This is a genomic window from uncultured Bacteroides sp., from assembly GCF_958445495.1.
Classification (GTDB): domain Bacteria; phylum Bacteroidota; class Bacteroidia; order Bacteroidales; family Bacteroidaceae; genus Bacteroides.
The window spans coordinates 1-20,791 of record NZ_CAUCSQ010000032.1; the positions used below are offsets into that span (position 1 = coordinate 1).

Below are 20,791 nucleotides of genomic sequence, written 5' to 3' on the forward strand. Positions count from 1 at the left end.
CTTTATACTGACCGTCTTTGATATAAATCTGGTCACCCGGTTGTGCAGTCTTCAGGCAGGAGGCTACTTCGGGAAGTGTCACATCATATCTCTTTGCAAAAGAAACCAACGGCAAACTTACCCAAAGAAGGGTTATAATTATCTTATTTATCATTCCGTCACTACTTTAGAATAATCGTAATCTTGTTTTTGCCAATACATATCGAAAGTAATAGAACTAGCGGAAAATTCGGTCGTTGAACCATCCTTTAGTTTGAAGTCTGCTTTTTTGATATGGAGTATACCGATACGCTTCACATTAGCGGCAGGATTTTTATCCGAATACTTATTGCAGTATCCATTTTCATTATAATAAAAGACTAAAAGAACTGCATCAAGATCAACATTGGTCTTTTCTACTCCTTTTTCAAATTCATCTTTGGCCCATCCGTCAGCCGCTACCGGTGCAACACTCACCGAAAGTTGCAGATTTCCACATGTTTTCTTAGCAATATCCAACGGAAAGGTGTTTTCGTCTATTTTTTTAATATCGCCTGCTTTCACCTTATTGATTAGCTCTATGCAATCAGGCTCTTCTGGATCCAAATACATAAACGACAATGCCGGAGTTCCCCACCAGGCAGCCTTTCCCGTTATCGAGGAACTGGAACTTGTGGAAGTATAGAAATTCTTTAACTGCCCGTCGGAATTAGCAGGGCTTTGTAATGACAAAGATTCATTGGAACTTGAAGCGGAAATAAAGAAATAGGGATTTACCTTATCATATTCTTCTTTCGTTATATTCAATATATAAGACGGATTATTGGCATTATTCTTCGGATCGGAACCACTGGCAGGACCTGCAATCGGATCTACTTCCGTTCTCCAATCTTCATTGGCATAAACCTGTCCGGTTTCCGGTGAAAAGAATGCAAAAAACTGTCCTTCTACACGAGCCTGCGCATAAATGGTTTTGTTTTCCCAGAAATATACGTAAGCTACCCTTACTATAAACTCATCTGTTAATATGGGGGTCTCACGGCCGTTAAAATAGGAAATCTTCAACGTTACTTTGTTATCACCGTTTTTAAAACTATCCGACGTAGGAACCATAAACCTTAATTCATTTTCAGTTTGTACTGTAATGGTGCACTCAATATCACCTAACAAAACTTTATCAATCTTATCCAGATATTCACCTTCCAATACTATTATATCTCCTACATTGGCAGGTTCAAATACGGTGGTAGTAACATTCGGCTGATAACGTTTCACTGTCAACTCCAGTGCTGAGGAACTTGAAGTTTCCACATTTTCCACACCATTAAAATATCTGAATGTCACAATAGCATTGTCACTTTCCACATAAGGTACTTTAACTACAATTTCATTATCATTTTGTGAAATAATCTCTGCTTCATTTCCTCCCGTTCCACCTTCGGCTGTAAAAAGTACGGCACTCACGACATTCATATGTTTGCCGGAAATTAATAAATTATTACCTATTTCCACTTCTGAGGGTATTCCTGCCTGTGAAACGACAGGAGCAGGGTATTCAAGAGTAAAATCACCCTCGGACACTCCTTCGCCTACCGAATTGACTAATGTAATCTTGCCACTCTTCGCAAGGTCCGTTACTTTCAAGGATAAACGCCGATTAGACACTTTCTGCAGGATTACAACTTCTCCACCACCAATAGCGGCTCCTACCACATCATCCAGATATTCTCCGGTAACAACTATTTCACTGCCTATGCTTCCACTTTCAGGTGAAAAAGACAGAATCTGCGGTACACTGGTTGCCACATCTTTCATCGATATGGAATCACAACCGCATAAAAGAACCAAACCGGCAAATAAAGACGCCAAGTTCCATTTTTTATATTGTTTCATATTCATAAACATTTAAAGGATTAATAACCGGTGTTTTGTGCAACTTCCGGATTAATGTCAATCACACTCACCGGAATAGGCAAGAATGTCTGCCAGTCTTCTATATCGTTCACCGTATAGGAATACTCCGCATAAAGAGGTTCACTGTTTAAATAATTGTTCACTGTTCGGGTAGCAATTCCCCAACGGAGTAAGTCAAACCAACGTTGATTTTCAAAAGCTAACTCCAACCTGCGTTCATTACGCACGGCTTCTCTGAAATCATAACTGCCGGATAACTCGGTCAACGTATAAGTCGGAACTCCGGCACGCTCACAAACCATATTCAAATATTTCAGATTATCTGCCGAGGGTCCTGAAATCTCATTAGTCAGTTCAGCATAAAGTAAAGCAATATCAGCTACACGAATCACAGGCCAGTCACTCTCACCATCATACTGAACCGTAACCGGATTTACATATTTCTTACAATAACGGCAATTGCCTTCAGTTACCCAGGTCTGAGTTGTCGTATTGAAATATTTCTGTGCGATGTTCACATCCAAACGTTTGTCTGCGCCCGCACCTCTTTGTTCATAAGCTGCAATAATATTGTCAGTAGGAGTATTATAACCGGAAGAAGTACCGACAATCACATTAGCACCATTATTGACCGGAGCAAACATATTGCCGAACGGTGAACCGATACCGACATTACCCGAAAGATAACGAACCGCAAAAATGATTTCTTTGTTCATTTCATTGGTTATATCAAAAATCTTGTCATAAGCAACAAGATCACTGCCTGTCTGCGGATTACCCACTGCCTCACTTTCAAGCACTTCTTTACATAACTGAGCCGCACGGGCATATTTTTCATCACCTGCCTGGTAATGCGTGGCATATACTTTGGCAAGCAATGCTTTAGCCGCATTCAAATCGGCCCGTCCCAAATCATCATCCGCCATCTTGGCTGGTAACAACTCATTATCGACAATATTCTCCAAATCACCTTCAATAAGCGCATACACCTCATCTACCGTGGAACGTTGCATATTACGAGCTACTTCAGACGGTGTTTTAGAAGTAACGATAAATACCGGCCCCCATAAACGGACAAGATTAAAATACTCCAATGAACGAAGAAAGAGAACTTCTCCTTCATATTGATTCCTCTGTACCGGGTCTGTTACCACATCAAGGTAAGACAGCACATTGTTTACCCGCGCGATTGTTGCATAACAAGCATTCCAGTATGTTTCCACCCATTCATTTTCCGGTACGATAGTTCCTTGGTCAAGTTGTTCCACCAACCGGGTGGTATTGGAGGAAGAACCGGCCGCATACATACGGCTATTATCCGACCTTAATTCGGTCATAGCCCACTCATAATACATCACATCATGGAGAGAGTTATAACACCCCATCACCAAATTATTGACTGACGAAGCGTCTTTCACATATTTGTCCGCCGCTACCTCCGAATAAGGATATTGATTTAAATCACAAGCAGAAAATAATATGACGATTAACAATAATCCTATATAATTTACCTTTTTCATCGCTTTTTCTCATTAAAAATTAATATCAAATCCTGCTGAAATAGTAGAAGTCAACGGGAATCCACCACGTTGGTAACCCGAAATCATGGCACTGGAATAAGTACCGGAAGTTATACGGGATTCCGGATTAATCCCTTTGTAACCGCTTCCCCAGATGTAAAGTAAATTGCTGCCAGACACATAAAAGCGGACGCCAGATAATTTAATCTTACGGGCAGCGGTTGCCGGTAAAGTATATCCCACTGTAAAATTACGTAAACAGGCATAAGAAGCATTCTGCAGAGGATAGTCGGTGAGCATAAGGTCGTGGCCGGTTTTCACATTCTGATAAGGAGTCTTTCCGTCACCCGGATGTTCGGCACTCACCCAACGGTTTTTTGTATATTTCTTGTTCCACTTTTTCGTTTCATTATAATAAACATCGCCATTCAACACAGTAATTCCCTGTACGCCTTGAATAAGGAATGAAATATCAAAATCCTTAATCTGGAATGTATTAGTGATACCCCAAGTAAAATCCGGATATGGAGTTCCTAATGCTACACGGTCTTCAGGGGTTAAAGAACCGTCATTATTCGTATCCACGATGCGCAATCCTCCCGGAGCATCATCCGAAAAATGAGGGTTAGCGGCAATTTCTTCCGCACTGTTCCAAACACCGCAAGTTTTGTATCCGTAAAACTGAATCAGCGGCTCGCCCACCTTAGCGAGATATCCTTCATTTCTCTCACCCAGGGTAATCATCTGCTGTTCACCGCCTAATTCCAATAGCTTGTTACGCGACAACGAGAAATTAATATTAGTATTCCACGAAAAGTTGCGATTTTTTATATTATATGTATCAAGCTGGATTTCAAGACCGGAATTACGCACTTTTCCAATATTGTTCCAATACTTCGTATAGCCGGTAAATGACTGGGTAGGCTGCTCAAACAATAGTGCACGTGTCACTGAATAGTAAGCATCTATCGCCAAATTGACCCGATTATTGAAAAGTCCCAAATCCAAACCATAGTTAAACTCATCGGTCTGCTCCCATGTAATATCGGAATTTGCAAGTGATGAAGATATATTTGCCGAACCATTCACGAGAGAACCTGTTCCTTTGCCTGTTACATAATTGGCGCTGTTCAATACTTCGAGAGCTGCATTATAACTGATACGATTGTTACCCGTCACACCATAGGAAATACGAAATTTCAAATTAGAAATGGCTTTGACATTTTTCATAAATTTCTCTTCATTTACACGCCATCCAAGCGATACGGAGGGAAACCAAGCGTTACGATTTCCTTTAGAAAAAAGCGACGAACGATCCAGACGTAAAGAGGTAGACAATAAATAACGTCCCAGATAACTATAATTAATACGTCCTAAATAGGATTCCAATACAACATCTGGATACCGGAAAGTCCCTGTACCTGCCGTATTTCCATTATCTTCACTAGCCAATTCATAAACAGTAGCAGCATTCAACGTATGAATATCGTCAGTAGCGAAACCTGTTGCAGCCATAGCCACTCGCTGATTCCGTGTCTTCTCTACGGTATATCCCAATAAAGCGTCTATGCTATGAGTTTTATTCTTTCCAAAATCCAAATGATAACTCAAGGTGTTCTCACTTAACAGGTCAACGTAAAGTGCACTGGAATAAGTAGCACGGCTGGCTTCCTTGTCTTTCGTAGCATTCTGATTAGCATAATAATAAGAAGGAGCAAAACGAACATTCAATCCATTAGACGTTTTAAACTGTAATCCTTTACAAAGTTCAAGCGTGAGGTACATGCTGGCCAGTCCTTGCATAGTCTCACTCCAACGGAAAGTATTTGTCATTACACTCTTCGGATTATTGTTAGCAGAACTAAACGGGGATGATTTTTCCAACACTCGGTTACCATCAACGTCGAATAACGGATTTCCATCCGCATCTACAGCAGTCGGTGTCATGATATTATTAAAGTGACTGCCTCTGGCAAACCCGGTATATCCGGTTAATTCTGTACTATACTCATTATGATAAACCGGTAAAAATGAAGGAGTACGATAAAAATCAATAAAATTATTTTTCGGACGTTCCGTCTTACTATACGTACCGGAAATATTAACACCAACCGAAGCAATCTTGGAAAGTTTAGTATCTATCTTAGTACGGAAGTTCAATTTATCCAGTGAATTATTGAGCATCACCCCTTCATCTTTAGTATAAGCCGCAGAAATAAAATATCTCGTTTCTTTACGTCCTCCGGAAACACTCATCTGCACATTTGTAATACCTGCCATATCGCGCAATCCTTCCTTTTGCCAGTCAGTAGTACCCATCTGGCTCTCCAGATAGGCAGCTCCACGCGCAGCAGCCGGAACCTTCGGACCACCTAAAGCCGCCTCTTCTTCCAACAAAGACAACCATTCGGAGGAAGTCATCATATCATGCAACTGGTAAGCGTACTTAAACCCCTGATAGAATTTGAACGAATATTTCGGTTTATCCGGAGTACCGCTCTTGGTAGTCACCATTATCACACCATTAGCCGCACGTGAACCATAAATAGCAGCAGAAGCGGCATCTTTCAAAATTTCAATGGATTTTACATCAGCGGCATTAATAGATGACAAACCTCCCGATACCGGAAAGCCGTCTATAATAACCAATGGCTCACTATCTGCAGAGATGGAGCCAGTACCACGTACCCGGATAGAAGGGGTCACACCGACTTCTGAAGTTTCATTGGAGACTGTCAGACCGGTCATAGCGCCTTGCAAAGCAGAAGTCACATCACTCACAGGGGCATTAATCAGTTTCTCGCCTTCCAATTTCGAGATAGACCCTGTCAAATGGGATTTGGCTTGTGTACCATAACCGATAACTACCACATCATCCAACATTTTTAAATCTTCTTCCAACGTTACATTGACAACTTTACGTTTACCTATCACTTCTGCTTTATCGACGTATCCGATATACGAATAAACCAGAATCGTTTTAGAATTAGGAACTTTAATGGAGTAATTACCCTCAGCGTCTGTCACAGTCCCCGTAGGAACAGCAGCATCTTTAATTGTTACCGAAGCTCCAATCAACGGGCCCTGTCCATCTATCACTTTACCAGTAACTACGTGCTGGGAGTAAACGTTCAATGCCCCAACTAACAATAGGAACACCGATACGACTTTCTTTAAAATACAGGAGTAGTTCATAGATTAGCTTTTTTAAATTCTGTGACAAACGTAACGATTAAAATTGGTAAACCAAAATTTTGGTTTACCAATTATTATTAATTAACAATACATAATAATACACTTATTAGCAGCATATTATGCGTACCTCTTTATAAAAGGGGAAAAGAATATTTTTGCTATAAAGCTTTATTTTGCAAGATAATATTCGTATTTTTACACCCGAATTAAGAAGGAAAACTTTTTAAAACATTTGTATCTTATGAAAGACGAAGTAAATTCGCAACCGGTTAAACTTGTCATAGAGCATATAAAGAAACAAATTGCGGAACGCCAGATTCTGCCAGGTGAACGCCTACCATCTGAACGGAAATTATCAGAACAATTGAAAGTCAGCCGTTCACATGTTCGTGAAGCTTTACAGAAGATGGAGTTATACGGTATTGTAAAAATATATCCACAAAGTGGTACAGTCGTATCCGAATTTTCCAAAGACCAGTTGGATACAATGATTACGGATGCCCTAAAGGTAAGCAAATACGATTTTTCCAGTTTGGTATACGTACGTGTCCTACTAGAAATAGAAGTTTGTAAACTATGTGCAATGAACCGAACGGAAAAAGATTTGAAAAATATTGAAAGTGCTCTTATAGAACTTGAAGATAAGTTTGACACTAATCTTCGTGTTGAAAAGGATTTTGCCTTTCATCAAGCTATTGCACAAGGGGGACATAATCCGGTAATCAGTTCACTCTTACTCATTATTACTCCTGATATTTTAAAATATTACCAAAAATACAAAGTGTGTGCTGTCCCGCAAAAAACGGTCCATGCAGAACATAGAGAAATGTTACAAAAAATAAAAGATAAAGACAAAGATGGAATGAAAGAATTAGTGCTTCGACACTTATCCAATCTGATTGACTTTGCAAAAATGTCAGCAAAAGGAGATATTCCAGAGTTTGAATACGGACATATATAAATTACATTACAAAGAAAAAATATTTTATTAATCACATATAAGAACTTATCCTATTTCATATAATTAATTTTGTTTATATAAAACCATTCACCAGATAACGAAAAGACAGGCCATCAATCCCCATAGTCCTGTCTTTTTTATATAGAATATCATCATAAAGACAAAATGAATTAATAAAAATCTATCATAGATACAACAAACAGAAATTACAAGGACATATCCCCAACCTCTTACCGAAAAGCCCATCAAGAAAAGCGACAAACACAAACACCGCCTACCGACTAACCACCACCATCCATTCACCTTTATTTACATTCTCACCTACCCAATAACAAAGTAATGTGAAATAAATTACAATGAGTTAAAAAACAGAACTTTCGGATTTCATTTTGCAGTATTCCAAAAGAAAAAGTATTTATAAAGTAAAAGGAATAACAAAAGCTACGAAGTTGAAATTTATTATGATACATATATACGGTAATTATTTTAAAGGAGGAGAAATTATGAAAAGGATAACAACATTTGTAATGATGTTCCTATTCGCTGGAATAGGATACATAAATGCACAGACAGTCCAGAAAGAAAAAGAAATGACCCGTGAAGAAGAGAAGGCGCAAAAAGAAATGCTGGATCAACTTTATTATGAAGAAGCCAAAAAAGCCATAGAAGAAAAACAATTCATCCTGGAAGCCGATCAGGTAATGTTTAAATACGGTACGACGGCATTTGTCACCTCCAATACTAATTTTGTAGCAGTACAAGGAAACAAAGCAGTCGTACAGGTAGCATTCAATATCCCGATATCCGGTCCTAACGGCTTAGGAGGTGTCACGGTTTCCGGCAACATCTCAAACTACAAATTGAAAACCGACAAAAAAGGAAATACGCATATCTCAATGAATGTAATGGGAACCGGTATTTCGGCACTGGTAAATATTGACTTGCCCAAAGGAAGCAACCAGGCAACAGTGGACATTTCGCCCAATTTTAACTCCAATCGGTTCACATTAAGAGGCACATTGCTACCGATAGTGAAAGCCAATGTATTCCAAGGAAGAACGTTATAAGAAAATAGATGAATTTTATATAGAAATAAAGAGAGAAAACAAAGAGAATGTCAAATCTTTAAAACTTAATGAGATGAAAAAGTTATTGTTTCTATTGGTAATCGCGACACTAATCACATCTTGCGAGAAAGACCCTGATTTTAACCAGCTTGACAGCGATTTCACCGTTTACACCAACTATGACAGCGATACTCAATTCAGTAATTTCACCACATTCTGTCTGCCCGACAGCATCCTTCTGGCAGGACAAAGTGTAAAAGCCCATTACTGGAAAGACGACAATGCGCAAAAAATCATCAATACCGTGGCAGATGAAATGCTCGGACGCGGATATACAAGAGTCGAGAAACCGGCAGACGCCTCAATCGGCTTGCAACTTTCGTATGCAGAACAGACAACACAAATAATCGGTACGATAGGCGGAGGCTACGGAGGATGGTGGGATTTCGGTTTCTGGGGACCCTACTGGGGAGGATGGTATTATCCTTATCCCATTTCCTACAGTTACGATACGGGAACCTTCATTATGGAGCTCGTTGACTTAACCGACAAACCTTCAGACAAGCTCCACAAGGCAAACCTGCCGGTAGTATGGCATGCCTATGCATCAGGCCTGTTATATGGGAACTCACATATAAACATGCAACTGACACTGAATGCAGTCACCCAAGCTTTTGAACAATCTCCCTACATCAACAAATAACTCTAAAGACTGAAGATTATGAAAACAATAATAGATATACTGAAAAATAAATATACTCTGACGGTCATCTTACTATCCCTGTTTTATGTAAAGAGCAATGCGCAAAATATCGCGGAAAATTTTCATTTTAACGTAGACTGGCAGATGAATGCACCCATAAATACGGATTTTGCCAATCGCATCAGCGGTTGGGGAATGAGTTTTGAAGGAGGATATTATGTTACACCCCATTGGTCGTTAGGAGCCTTTATCAGCTTCCACAGTAACCATAAATATGTGGGAAGACAAACCTATCCGCTCTCTTCCACCGCTTCCCTGACTACCGACCAGCAACAGACAGCCTATCAACTTCCGTTCGGTTTATCGACCGCTTTCCGCTTACATGAATACGGCTATGTACGTCCCTATATAGGGGTGAAAACAGGGGCCATGTATGCTAGAAATACCACTTATACCAATACAACAGGTTGGTACGATAATCCGTGGGGATTTTATGTCTCACCGGAAATCGGAATGAATATTTATCCGGTCCCCGACAAACGTTTCGGTTTTCATATAGCTGCCTATTACAGTTATGCAACTAATAAAAGCCAACTGTTAACCGATTCACAAGACGGGCAAAACAATGTAGGATTCCGGGTCGGTATCTGTTTCTAGAAGAACTACTTATCTTTACATTCTTTCTATCAAAAGTTTGTATTTAACAACCTTAACGGAATACGGACTCATATATCCAATAAACATATATATCCAGTATAACCGGCATATATATCCAACACAACGGGTATATATGCCCAGAACACTGGATATATATACCCGACAAACAGGAAATACATAACTAGCAACCATTAATTACGTTTTCCAAAAAGTTACTTCCGCAACAACTATTCAGAGAAAATCATAATCTGCTCACCCATCCCTTTATCAGGTATGCGCACACTACATATACCGGTCTTTTTATCCCAACTCCATAGCACGGACTCCGTATCATTTTCTAAGTCTTCTTCCAACCGTTCCGGTTTTACCCTCTTCATTTTCTTCCCTTTGACAGTTACCTTTTCGGGAGCTTTCGCAGAATAAATCCGGAATAACAGATTTCTCGGACCGGGGACAGTGTAACCTTTTCCTTCACGGGCAGAGACAGTCAGTTCATATCCATTTGCCAAAGTATTACAAACAATCGGCGTTTTGACAAATTCATCGCGCTGATATCCTAAGTCTTCTCCTTCATCTTCGTAGAGAGTAAAGGCAGCCTGTGCACCCTCTTGTGCAGGGAAAACTTCAAAAGTTAGTGGATATACCGGTTTCTCATGGATGTAGTTCATCACCGGCATGGTGGGGATGATAGAACCTTGCTTCACAAACATAGGAACGGAGGACAGGGGAGCGTCAACCGTAGTCCATTGCTCTCCGGTGTAAACCGTCTTCTTGTTATTATAGTCAATCCATGTACCTTCGGGCAGATAGACATTTTTGGTACGAGCGCCTTTCTTCACCACAGGGGCTACCAGTAATTCACGACCGAACATAAATTGGGCATCCGTAGAAAAAGTTTCCATATCCATCGGGTATTCGAGAAACAGAGGGCGCATGATAGGCAATCCTGTATCATAAGCTTCGCGGGCATAAGTATAGATATAGGGCAATAAACGATATTTCAACTCGATAGCCGCCTTTGCGTTCTTTTCTGCTTCGGGACCGAAAAGCCACGGTTCCACCGGATTATCTCCCTCGTGGTGAATACGGCTCAAAGGATTGAATGCTCCGAACTGTATCCAACGGGTATAGAGTTCGGCCATAGCCGGATAATCTTCAAGATCTCCACAGTAACCGGTAATGTCACAGGAAGAAAACGGTATCAGTCCTAAACCGGCGGAAAGCATTACGGGAATCTGATTGGCTAACTGTCCCCAGCCTTGCAACACATCGTCACCGTTTCCGCTATCCCCCGTCCAACCGAACGTATAACGTTGCAGCCCTGCATAAGCGGCACGAGTCATTTGGAACACACGACGGTCCGGATTCCTCTTTTCAAATTGTTCTTTCACCACTTTATCCCAAGTCAATCCATAGACATTATGGATTTCATCGTGCATACCCAGATGGTGTTTCATGACGAGACGTTCCGTCTGCTCTTCATTACTCCAGGCAGGTTCGCCCATGTCCGTCCAGAAGCCGGAAATACCGTCGTCAATCGGTTTCTGCTGATAGGTTCCCCACCAGTCGGCTACGGCAGGCAAGGTAAAATCCACCACTCCACAATTACCACCCCAAGGCCAGGGCATATCATAGCTTTTACCGTTCGTACTGTCCTTTACAAAATAGCCCAAACGATCTGCTTCTTCCCATTGCTTTTTGTTGGCTTGTGCAATTACCGGATCTTGAGATACGACTACCTTAAAACCCATCCCTTTCAAATCCGAAAGCATCTTCTTCGGATTCTCATAGTTTCCTTTGCGCCATTCGAAATCCTGCAGATATTCCGTCCAGCCGATGTCCTGATAGATAATATCACAAGGGATTCCACGCTTCCGGTAACCCTCGGCTATTTCGCGGCTGAGTTTTTCGCTTGTCAGCAGGCCACGGCATTGAGCAAAGCCCAGCGCCCATTTCGGGGGCATGATAGGTTTGCCCGTCAGTCCGACGTATTGGCCGATAATTTCCTTATAGTCCTTGCCGAAGATAAAATAGTAAATCATTTCACCGTTCGGAACCTCAAAGCTGTAATAGTCGCGACTTTCCGTACCGAACTTGAATTCCGTTTTGTACGTATTATCAAGAAAAATACCATACCGATAGCTGCTCATAAAGAAAGGAATACTCTTGTAGAGCGGATCTTCCACTATACTATAGCAAGGTTTGTCACTATTCCACATCTTATAAGATTCGCCACGACGGTCCATCTTTCCAGTCTTTTCTCCCAGTCCGAAGAAATGCTCGTCACGACGGAGCACTTTATATTCCGTCTTCTTTGTTCCTTCACTCACATGCCCCTTGTCGGCATAATCACTAAACAGGAGTTTCTGATACTTATCAAATATCTGAAGACTCAACGGAGATTTATTTACCCGAATCCGCAATTTCGGAGTAAAGATTTCATAACAGGCCGCCTGTTCGTCTACATGAACGGTCCCTACATCTTCCAACTCTTCATTAATTACCGCGAAAGAGGCGTTCTTTCGTTGCAGTTGCCCATTGGGTGAAAACCAAATTTTGACTACCGAAGGACTACAAAGCTGTAGCTGTAACGCAGCACTGTCCGTCAGGTGAAAAGTCACCTGACGCCCTTGTTGTGTAAAAGAAGTGCATGTGCGTGCTGCACCTTCCGCCCACACCAACGTTGGGAATACCAAACACAATGCCCATACCCATAATTTATATCTTATCTTCATACTTATCATTTCAGTTATTCTATTACAGCCGCTTTATTCAGCTAAGCATGCATTATTGCTTATATAATAAATAAAGCACGGATTAACGCTGTTTCTTTATATACTCCATCATTCTAAAAACCGTGAATTCTGCGTAATCCGTGCCTAATAATATAAGATTAGTGTACTAGAAGACTTACAATCAGTTTTATTCAGCCACAATCATTGTCCAGTATTTCAGAGACGGCAATGTGAAAGAAACAACTCCGTTCTCCTGCGTAAAAGCCAGTTCCTGCAAAGCGCCTCCATGTACATCCGGTGAAGCTACCCATAACTTGTTCACTTTGGCCGGCAGATTCATTTGTAAAGCAGCTTTCGTAATCAAGGCCGGTTCCGGCATCGTGCCGTCCACATCCCTCCAACTAAGGCTGTTCGCCTGCGAGAAGTTAAGAAGATGTATCACCTGCCTGTTGCCTACCTGCTTGGCATAAGTAGTGACCGAACCTTGTTGGGGAGGCCATACATTCAACCTCATTTCCCCGTTGGTACAATTCATGGTGATACTATTTTCCGTACCTCCGTCACGAAGCAGATTCTGATAAGAAGTCAGGAAATCATAATAATGAACCATCGCTGTTTTCAGTTCTTCGCTCATTGTCAGATTCTCATTCGGGAAATACTCTTTGCATAACATGTGATCGCCTCCCAATTCCAGATGCGAACCACCCAAAGCAAACATGACAGCATCCGTCAGCAGAATACCCGGCGTATTAAATTCCCCCCGGTTATCCGCTTTGTTATAATTCATATAAGCTGCAAAAACCGTATTCAACTGATAATCGCCATATACTCCATTTTCATAAAGAATAGCTTTCAGATTGGTAAAATCAGCCTCATCCGCCCATACTTCATTATAGAAGAAATCCACTTTATCCGTCTCCCCTATCTGACGGGCACCGTAACGGCTCACCGCATTCATCACCAAACTCTTGTCCGGATGCACCTGCTTCATTGCATCTATAAAAGAGGCATATCCCTCACGCAAGTTAACAGGAATACCGTTATAATTATAAAGCGTGCTACGCCGTCCCAACTGGTCTATCTGATAGCCGTCGAAAGCGAAGTTTGCATATACATCGTCATTCCTTTCGCACAGATATTTCTGCCATTCCTTGTTAGAAGGGTCTACCAGATAGATATTACTTTTCCATCCGCCCGGCAGGTCATGGCTGTCCTTGGTAGTGTGAGAGGCATCTTTATACAAATACCATTCCTCTTTCACTCCATCCGTAGCAGCATCTTTCAACGCTCCGAAACAAAGATTATAAAACATAGACTTCATGCCGAAACGATGCTGCGCTTCAATGTAATTCTTTATCGAACTTGTATAAACCTCCCGGTTAGCGATGTCCATATATACCTCATCCAACTGTGTACGTGTACCGCCCAACGGCCAGTGATGTTTATTATGCCAGTCCTGGAACTGCACCCAGTTGATATGATGACGGTTCAGATACTCCATCTCTTCCTGTGTCTTTTCGGCTGTCTTCTCCTGACTGAAATCAGCGACAAAACCATAACGCGGGAAACGTGCCGGATTACTGGATACATCTACCGCAATCGTACCGACTATTACATCCGTTCCGTTCTCCTGGCGGTAAAGCTCTGCCATATACCCTTTAAAATCAGTGGCAGGCGGTTGCCATGTCCAGCTCGTACCGTTTACCGATTCTTCCCCCACCGTTTCACCTAAAAGACGATAACGTACTTTCGTTCCGGCAGGCAAAGCATCATCTGCCGTAAACACCACTTTCTCCCCCGGCTTATAGAAAGCCTTGTCGGTCGACAAATCCACACTCAAATCCGATGTTACCGGAGTCACTTCGGCAACGCCTCCCGAAGCTCCCCCGCTCTGTTGGTCCGACTCATTATCATCACTGCAAGCCATACACAGGAAAGCAGCTACCAGATATATTATTTTTTTCATCTTGAATTCTTGTTTTATTGTTTCACAATCGAGATCGTCTCTTTCAACTGGTCAATCGTAATCTGATAAGAACCGGCCTCCTGAATATTCCACTTATAATCCAGACTACCCAAATCCGTATCCGGATACATACTGCTCAACTCTGCATCCGACTTAGTGACGAATAACGCTGTTTCCACTTCACCCGTCGGAGTTTTACCGCCCTTATCCGCCATAAACCAATCTCCGCTCCAGTCAGATTTTTTGTCGCAGGAAATCTTCATCTCACCGGCTTTCAATGTACCGCTCCATGTGAAGATATAAGGACTGTCGGCACTCTTGACCATCGGTGTAGCATTGGCCAGGTCCCATCCGTTCGGAGTTGCCTCACCCACCAGATACAATCCCGCATAAGGAGTAAACGGACGCATCAGCATCTTTTCTTTTCCTTTGCCTGTATAGAACCATACTTTATAAGGCTTGCCACATTCAGCCTCTTTCATTTGCCATTTATTATCTTCGCCTCCAAGCACTACCGACGTCGAAGTGTACGGAGCATTCGCTACGGCAGGATGGAAGAAAGCATCCGACTGGCCGAAGTCCGTCACAGAACTAAACTTAAACTCTCCGTCCGCCTTCCAAGGAATCACAGCTCCATAATGGAATAAATCCATCTGGACAGCATCTTTGGACATTGCTTCAAATCCCCAACCATTATCTCCGGTAAACGAACCGACGATGAAGAACTCTTCAAACCTCCAACCGATATCCTCCGTTTCAGCCAGTGTCAGCGACAGGTCAAGCAAGTCTACTTTCACGATGTAAGTCGCCTCTTTATCGATAGTAAACAACTCATCCGGTTGGTCCTCCGACGTACGGAAAACCAGTTTAAGCACTTCTCCGGCAGTAGCATCCCGGTTATACGACGGCAGAAATTCTCCTAAGTTCGTTATAAATTTAAACGACCCGGCATTCAGTTTTCCCGTCCATGTAAACTGTCCGTTGTCCGTACATTCCATCTCTGTCGCATCATCGGCATTCCCTCCGTTCGGGGTAGCATCGCCGATAAGGTAAAGCGTAGCAGTAACCGGCTGGTAAGTAGTCACCGTAAAAGCAGTTGTCGCACTCTGTTTCCGCTCTTCCATTCCGGCAACGACGGCTGTGATACGTGCTTCCAACTCCGTTTTCACAGCATAAGCGATACCCAACTGTGTATTCAGGAATTCGTTGAATTCTTCCACAGTCTTAGTCCACTGGTATGTTCCCGTACCTAAATCCACCGAATAAGCATTGGCAAAGTCTGTCCCGGCTTTCGCCAGTTCCAGCGTATAAGAGATACGGTTACCGCTTCCGTAATTCGTTCCGGTGGTCCATGAGAGAGTCAGCGCCTCTTGGCTATGATTCTTTTCGTTCAGCACCAAGTCTTGCCGGTTCACCGAAAGAGTAAGGGCATCATGCCCTTTATCCGTCTCCATATAATCCTCGGCACAGGCAACCATTATTCCGCCGATGAAAAGAGAACACAACAACTGATATATATATTTCTTCATGATAGTATTTATCTAAATCAATGATTATAAAACAGATTAATAACCGGGATTCTGAGTCATCAGATGATTGGAATCCATCTCAGTCTGCGGGATAGGCAACAAGAGACGTTCTTTAGTCACATTATTCTTACCGATGGATTTCAGGAATGTCAACGCATAATTTCCATTATCAATACGAATCATGTCAAACCAGCGGTGTCCTTCAAAAGCAAGCTCCATCCGGCGTTCGTGAATAATCTTCTCCCTCATTTCCACCTGCGTCAGGTTAGTCGGTACATCTGCCAGTCCGGCACGCTTACGGACGATATTCAGCGGTCCGGCAGCCTGGTCGGGATATCCCAGTTCGTTCAATGCCTCCGCCTTTTTCAACAGGACATCCGCATAACGATATACCACAAAATTGCCGGGATTGGTATTATACTCCGGAGAAATTGCCTTCGGCACAAGAAACTTGCGTACGTTATAACCCGTACTCGACCAAGAACGCTTGTACTCCATACCGTCAAAAGCGGGACAACCTTGATACAATACAGTCATATCCTTCCGCAAATCACCGTCTTCATATTGTTCGAAAAACTCTTCCGTAGGCAAATTCCATCCATAAGCGCCGGCTACCAGACTCGAATTACGAGGCCCCATGAAAGTTGATAACCAAGATGCCTGATTATCACTGCTCCAGAAATCATATTCCGTGCTTCCGGAATATTGTACCTCGAAAAGAGACTCCGCACCATTATTGATGGTAGCATCAAAATTATCGGCATAATTGTATTGGGTCAAATCGTATCCCATCGCAGCAATATTGTCGCACAGAGTCACTACTTCATTATAGTATTCGCGATGATTGGGCGCCAATGTCAGATAAATATCCGCCAGCATAGCCATTGCAGCTTCTTTGCAGGCACGTCCTCTATCGCTGTCTCCATAACTGCTTTTCGGAGGAAGCATGTTTACCGCATTTTTGCAGTCAGAAAGAATCCGGGCATATACCTCATCTACCGTATTACGGGCAATATCCGTAGATTCTCCCGGTTCAAACGGCGTTAAGCGCAAAGGCACACCTCCATACAGACGAACCAGAATATAGTAGTAATGTGCACGCAGGAAATAAGCCTCACCCATGCAACGAGTCTTTACCTCATCGGAGATAGCTGCCGAAGGCAGATTGGAAAGCACAATGTTACAACGTCCGATACCTACCCACGGAGAACGCCATACATACAAAGCAAAGCCATTATCACTCTGGGCTATGAAATTGGAAGCCTGCACAGTTTCCAGTCCGTCGGTTCCCCCTCCGGCGCCTACTTCACTGTTACCTGCGATAATATCGAGGCTCCAGATACGCTGATTATACATATTGGATGACTGAAGAGTCTTGTAGCAGGCAGTAGTCAGTGCCACGGCAATCTCGTCCGTTACTTCCGATTCGGGATCGACGCCATATTTAGGATATTTGTCTAAGAAATCGTTGCATGAGGTCAATGCCAGCATGGCAAACATCATCACCAAAGTTGTTATCTTTTTCATATTCTTCCTCCTGATTTAAAAGTTAAAGTTCAAACCCATGCTGAACGTACGTGAGATAGGGTAGCGGCTGCTGTCGATACCATTAACGTCAACCTCCGGGTCAAAGCCGGAATATCCGGTGATAGTCGCCACATTCTCGCAAGAGAAAGAGATGCGGGCATTTTCCAGTTGAATCTTTTGCATCCACTTTTTAGGCAGTGTATACGAAAGCGTAATGTTTTTCAGACGGAGGTAGGAACCGTTTTCCACAAATCGGTCGGATACGCGGCAGTTCTGATTCGGGTCTCCCCAGATAGCACGCGGCATGGAGTTGCTTGTTCCTTCTCCCGTCCAGCGGTTCAGTACGGCTGTGGTCTGGTTGTAAGCGGCTGCCATTCCTTCGTTGTCTACATTGTTGGCATTATAAATCTTGTTTCCCGATACGCCTTGCAGGAACACGGAAAGTTCCCATCCCTTATAAGAGAAATTATTGCTTAGAGAGAAGAACCAGTTCGGGTTCGGGTTGCCGATAACGGTACGGTCTTCATCGTTGATAACTCCATCGTTATTCAAGTCCCGGAAACGGATATCACCCGGAGCAGCGCCCGGTTGGGTAGCATGGCGGTTCACTTCATCCCAGTTCTGGAAAAGTCCGTCGGTCACGTATCCGTAGAACACATTAATCGGATAACCGGCTCTAAGCATAGTCACGTATGAATTCCCCATCTGGTTGATGAACATCGGAGTTTCGCTGTTCAAGTCCAGAATTTCGTTCTTGTTATAAGTGGCTGTTAAGGCAGACTCCCAAGAGAAAAGTCCTTTCAGGTTGATAGTACGCAAGGTCATTTCCACCCCTTTGTTACGCATTTTGCCGGCATTGGTGAAAGTTTCGGTAGTATCTTCAAAACCGGAAGTGATAGGAATGGAAGCCTTCACCAACATATCTGCTGTCTTCTTGATATAAGCGTCCAGCGAAAGGTTGACGCGTGAATTGAACAGGCTCATGTCTACACCAAAGTTGGTCTGGCGCACTTCTTCCCAATGAATATTCGGATTGGAGAGAGTAGTAGATACCAAAGCGGTAGAATTGTTGTTGCCGAAAGGATAGACTCCAGTGTTATAGGAAGCAACAAAGCCGTAATTACCGATTTCCTGATTACCGGTCACACCGTATCCGATACGCAGTTTGAGGTCATTCACCGGGAAGTTCTCTTTCGGAAACCAGTTTTCCTGGGAAATACGCCATGCCAGCGAAACGGAAGGGAATGTTCCCCAACGGTTGTTCTTACCGAAACGGGAAGAGCCGTCACGACGCACAGTAGCTGTAAGCAGGTATTTATCTTCGTAAGAATAGTTGAGACGTGCCATCAGAGAGAGCAGTGCCCAGTCACTCTGGCTACCGCCAAGACTGTACATCTTCTCGCCGTTGTCCATCTCATGGATATTATCAAACATGAAGATATTCTTTTGAGCATTCAGATAATCATAGTTGTTCCACTGGGCGGAAGAACCTGCCATCACCCCTACCCGGTGTTTCTGCGCAAAAGTGTGGTCGAATACAAAATAATTATCCCACAAATAGGTAAATGATTTGTTATCGCTCTTATAGCGGGAAGATTCTTCTACCGGATTCGGTTTCCAGTCGTAAGCCGGAGTAAAGTTGTCGACAAACCAGAATTTAGCGTCATAACCGAATGTACTTTTCAACTTCAGCCATTTGGTAAAGGTGATCTCTCCGGTGATGTTTGCCAGAAAGTTATATCCTTTTGTTTCATTGGTCATCATGTGCAGCGTACCAATCGGGTTACGGATGCTTCCGTACCATTGCGCCTCCTGTCCGGGACCGCTCCAACTGCCGTCCTCATTCTTCACCGGTTGGGTGGGGAGTGCTTTCATCGCATCACCGATGCTATAAGTTCCTCCTTCTTTCACGTCCGTACTGAATGTCAGGTTGGTAGTGAATTTCAGCCATTTATTAACTTGGGCATCGCTATTTGCCTGAAAGTTGAAACGACGGTAATTAACGCTTTCCACAATACCGGACTGGTCAAGGAAACCACCGGACACATAGTAATGTGCTTTTTCCGTACCACCGGAATAGCTAACCGAATAGCTTTGCTTCACTCCCGTGCGCAGCATTTCATCCAGCCAGTTCGTTCCTGTTCCCAATAAAGAAGGGTCTGCCCAATAAGGGTTCGTATTATCGTCATTATTAGACAGCATATCATTGCTCAAAGCGGCATATTGCGCAGCGTTCAGCATATCGGGCACTTTAGTGGCATTCTGAATCGCCCAGTTAGCGTTTACCGTCACCTTTCCGGCACCCTCGGCACCACGTTTGCTGGTAATCATCACCACACCGTTCGCACCACGCGAACCATAAATAGCTGTTGCCGAAGCATCTTTCAATACGTCCACCCGTTCTACATCGGCCATATTCAGAGCAGACAATCCCAAGTCGGTAGGTATTCCGTCAATGACAATCAGCGGGTTACTGTTATTGATTGTTCCCAAGCCACGGATTTTAATGGTGACATTATCACCCGGCTTACCGGCATCGATAATCTGCACGCCGGACACCTTTCCCTGCATTGCCTGACCGATATTGGCCACCGGAGAGTCTTTAATGTCCTTCACTCCGACAGAAGATACCGCTCCGGTCAGATCGCTCTTTTTCATCGTTCCGTAACCCACTACTACAACTTCGTCCAATACTTCCGTATCTTCCTGCAAGGTTACTTTCAAAGCGTTTTTCCCGTTCACCGGGACTGTCTGCATTTTATAGCCGACAAAAGAGATAGTCAGCGTGCTGTTAGTCGGAACGCTTAATGAGAAATTACCGTCTACATCGGTAATTGTACCGTTCGTTGTACCTTTTTCTACCACACTGGCACCGATCACCGGTTCACCCGTGGCATCTACGACATGTCCTTTTATTGAAATCTGTTGTGCGAATGCACTAAGAGATAGGAACAAGCCCCACATTATTAGTAAGAGGCGGCGTTCAAAGCCTTTCGACTTCATACTCTGTTTCATGTACATTAATTTAAAGTTAATAT

At 43.0% G+C, this 20,791-nt stretch carries 12 protein-coding genes; 4 read left to right on the forward strand and 8 right to left on the reverse strand.

All coding sequences use genetic code 11. The features are described from left to right. Positions 1–150: 150 nt before the first annotated feature. From Q5076_RS11600 to Q5076_RS11610, 3 genes are read right to left on the reverse strand one after another with little or no spacing between them, the layout of a single operon-like run. On the reverse strand, positions 151–1,872 hold the full coding sequence (locus Q5076_RS11600; protein ID WP_303013438.1) for an IPT/TIG domain-containing protein: 1,722 nt from the start codon (positions 1,870–1,872) through the stop codon (positions 151–153). Positions 1,873–1,892: 20 nt separating this feature from the next. Then, the gene (locus Q5076_RS11605; RefSeq protein WP_303013440.1) at positions 1,893–3,413 is read right to left on the reverse strand and encodes a RagB/SusD family nutrient uptake outer membrane protein; all 1,521 of its coding nucleotides are present in this window, start codon (positions 3,411–3,413) and stop codon (positions 1,893–1,895) included. Positions 3,414–3,425: 12 nt separating this feature from the next. Then, positions 3,426–6,608, reverse strand: coding sequence for a TonB-dependent receptor (locus tag Q5076_RS11610; protein ID WP_303013443.1), 3,183 nt, complete (start codon positions 6,606–6,608; stop codon positions 3,426–3,428). Positions 6,609–6,849: 241 nt separating this feature from the next. Between Q5076_RS11610 and Q5076_RS11615 the strand changes: the two genes are divergently transcribed. The 4 genes from Q5076_RS11615 to Q5076_RS11630 all read left to right on the forward strand — a co-directional run bounded on the left by Q5076_RS11615 (position 6,850) and on the right by Q5076_RS11630 (position 9,996). Then, on the forward strand, positions 6,850–7,569 hold the full coding sequence (locus Q5076_RS11615; RefSeq protein ID WP_303013445.1) for a FadR/GntR family transcriptional regulator: 720 nt from the start codon (positions 6,850–6,852) through the stop codon (positions 7,567–7,569). A 503-nt stretch (positions 7,570–8,072) separates the two neighbouring features. After that, on the forward strand, positions 8,073–8,636 hold the full coding sequence (locus Q5076_RS11620; protein ID WP_303013448.1) for a DUF4251 domain-containing protein: 564 nt from the start codon (positions 8,073–8,075) through the stop codon (positions 8,634–8,636). Positions 8,637–8,709: 73 nt separating this feature from the next. Next, positions 8,710–9,339, forward strand: coding sequence for a DUF4136 domain-containing protein (locus Q5076_RS11625; protein ID WP_303013449.1), 630 nt, complete (start codon positions 8,710–8,712; stop codon positions 9,337–9,339). Between the two features lie 18 nt (positions 9,340–9,357). Further along, positions 9,358–9,996: an outer membrane beta-barrel protein gene (locus Q5076_RS11630; protein WP_303013451.1), complete on the forward strand. Its 639-nt coding sequence runs from the start codon at positions 9,358–9,360 to the stop codon at positions 9,994–9,996. 227 nt (positions 9,997–10,223) lie between these two features. Here the strand turns inward: Q5076_RS11630 and Q5076_RS11635 are convergent, their stop codons facing one another. The 5 genes from Q5076_RS11635 to Q5076_RS11655 all read right to left on the reverse strand — a co-directional run bounded on the left by Q5076_RS11635 (position 10,224) and on the right by Q5076_RS11655 (position 20,768). Continuing rightward, complete coding sequence (locus Q5076_RS11635; RefSeq protein WP_303013452.1) at positions 10,224–12,740, reverse strand: glycoside hydrolase family 31 protein; 2,517 nt, start codon at positions 12,738–12,740, stop codon at positions 10,224–10,226. A 178-nt stretch (positions 12,741–12,918) separates the two neighbouring features. Continuing rightward, positions 12,919–14,697: a glycoside hydrolase family 66 protein gene (locus Q5076_RS11640; RefSeq protein WP_303013454.1), complete on the reverse strand. Its 1,779-nt coding sequence runs from the start codon at positions 14,695–14,697 to the stop codon at positions 12,919–12,921. 14 nt (positions 14,698–14,711) lie between these two features. Further along, positions 14,712–16,226, reverse strand: coding sequence for a SusF/SusE family outer membrane protein (locus Q5076_RS11645; protein ID WP_303013456.1), 1,515 nt, complete (start codon positions 16,224–16,226; stop codon positions 14,712–14,714). Between the two features lie 36 nt (positions 16,227–16,262). Further along, positions 16,263–17,753, reverse strand: a complete 1,491-nt coding sequence (locus tag Q5076_RS11650; RefSeq protein ID WP_303013457.1) for a RagB/SusD family nutrient uptake outer membrane protein — start codon at positions 17,751–17,753, stop codon at positions 16,263–16,265. A 15-nt stretch (positions 17,754–17,768) separates the two neighbouring features. Continuing rightward, positions 17,769–20,768 (reverse strand): TonB-dependent receptor, encoded by a 3,000-nt coding sequence (locus tag Q5076_RS11655; RefSeq protein WP_303013459.1) that lies wholly within the window; start codon positions 20,766–20,768, stop codon positions 17,769–17,771. Positions 20,769–20,791: the final 23 nt, after the last annotated feature.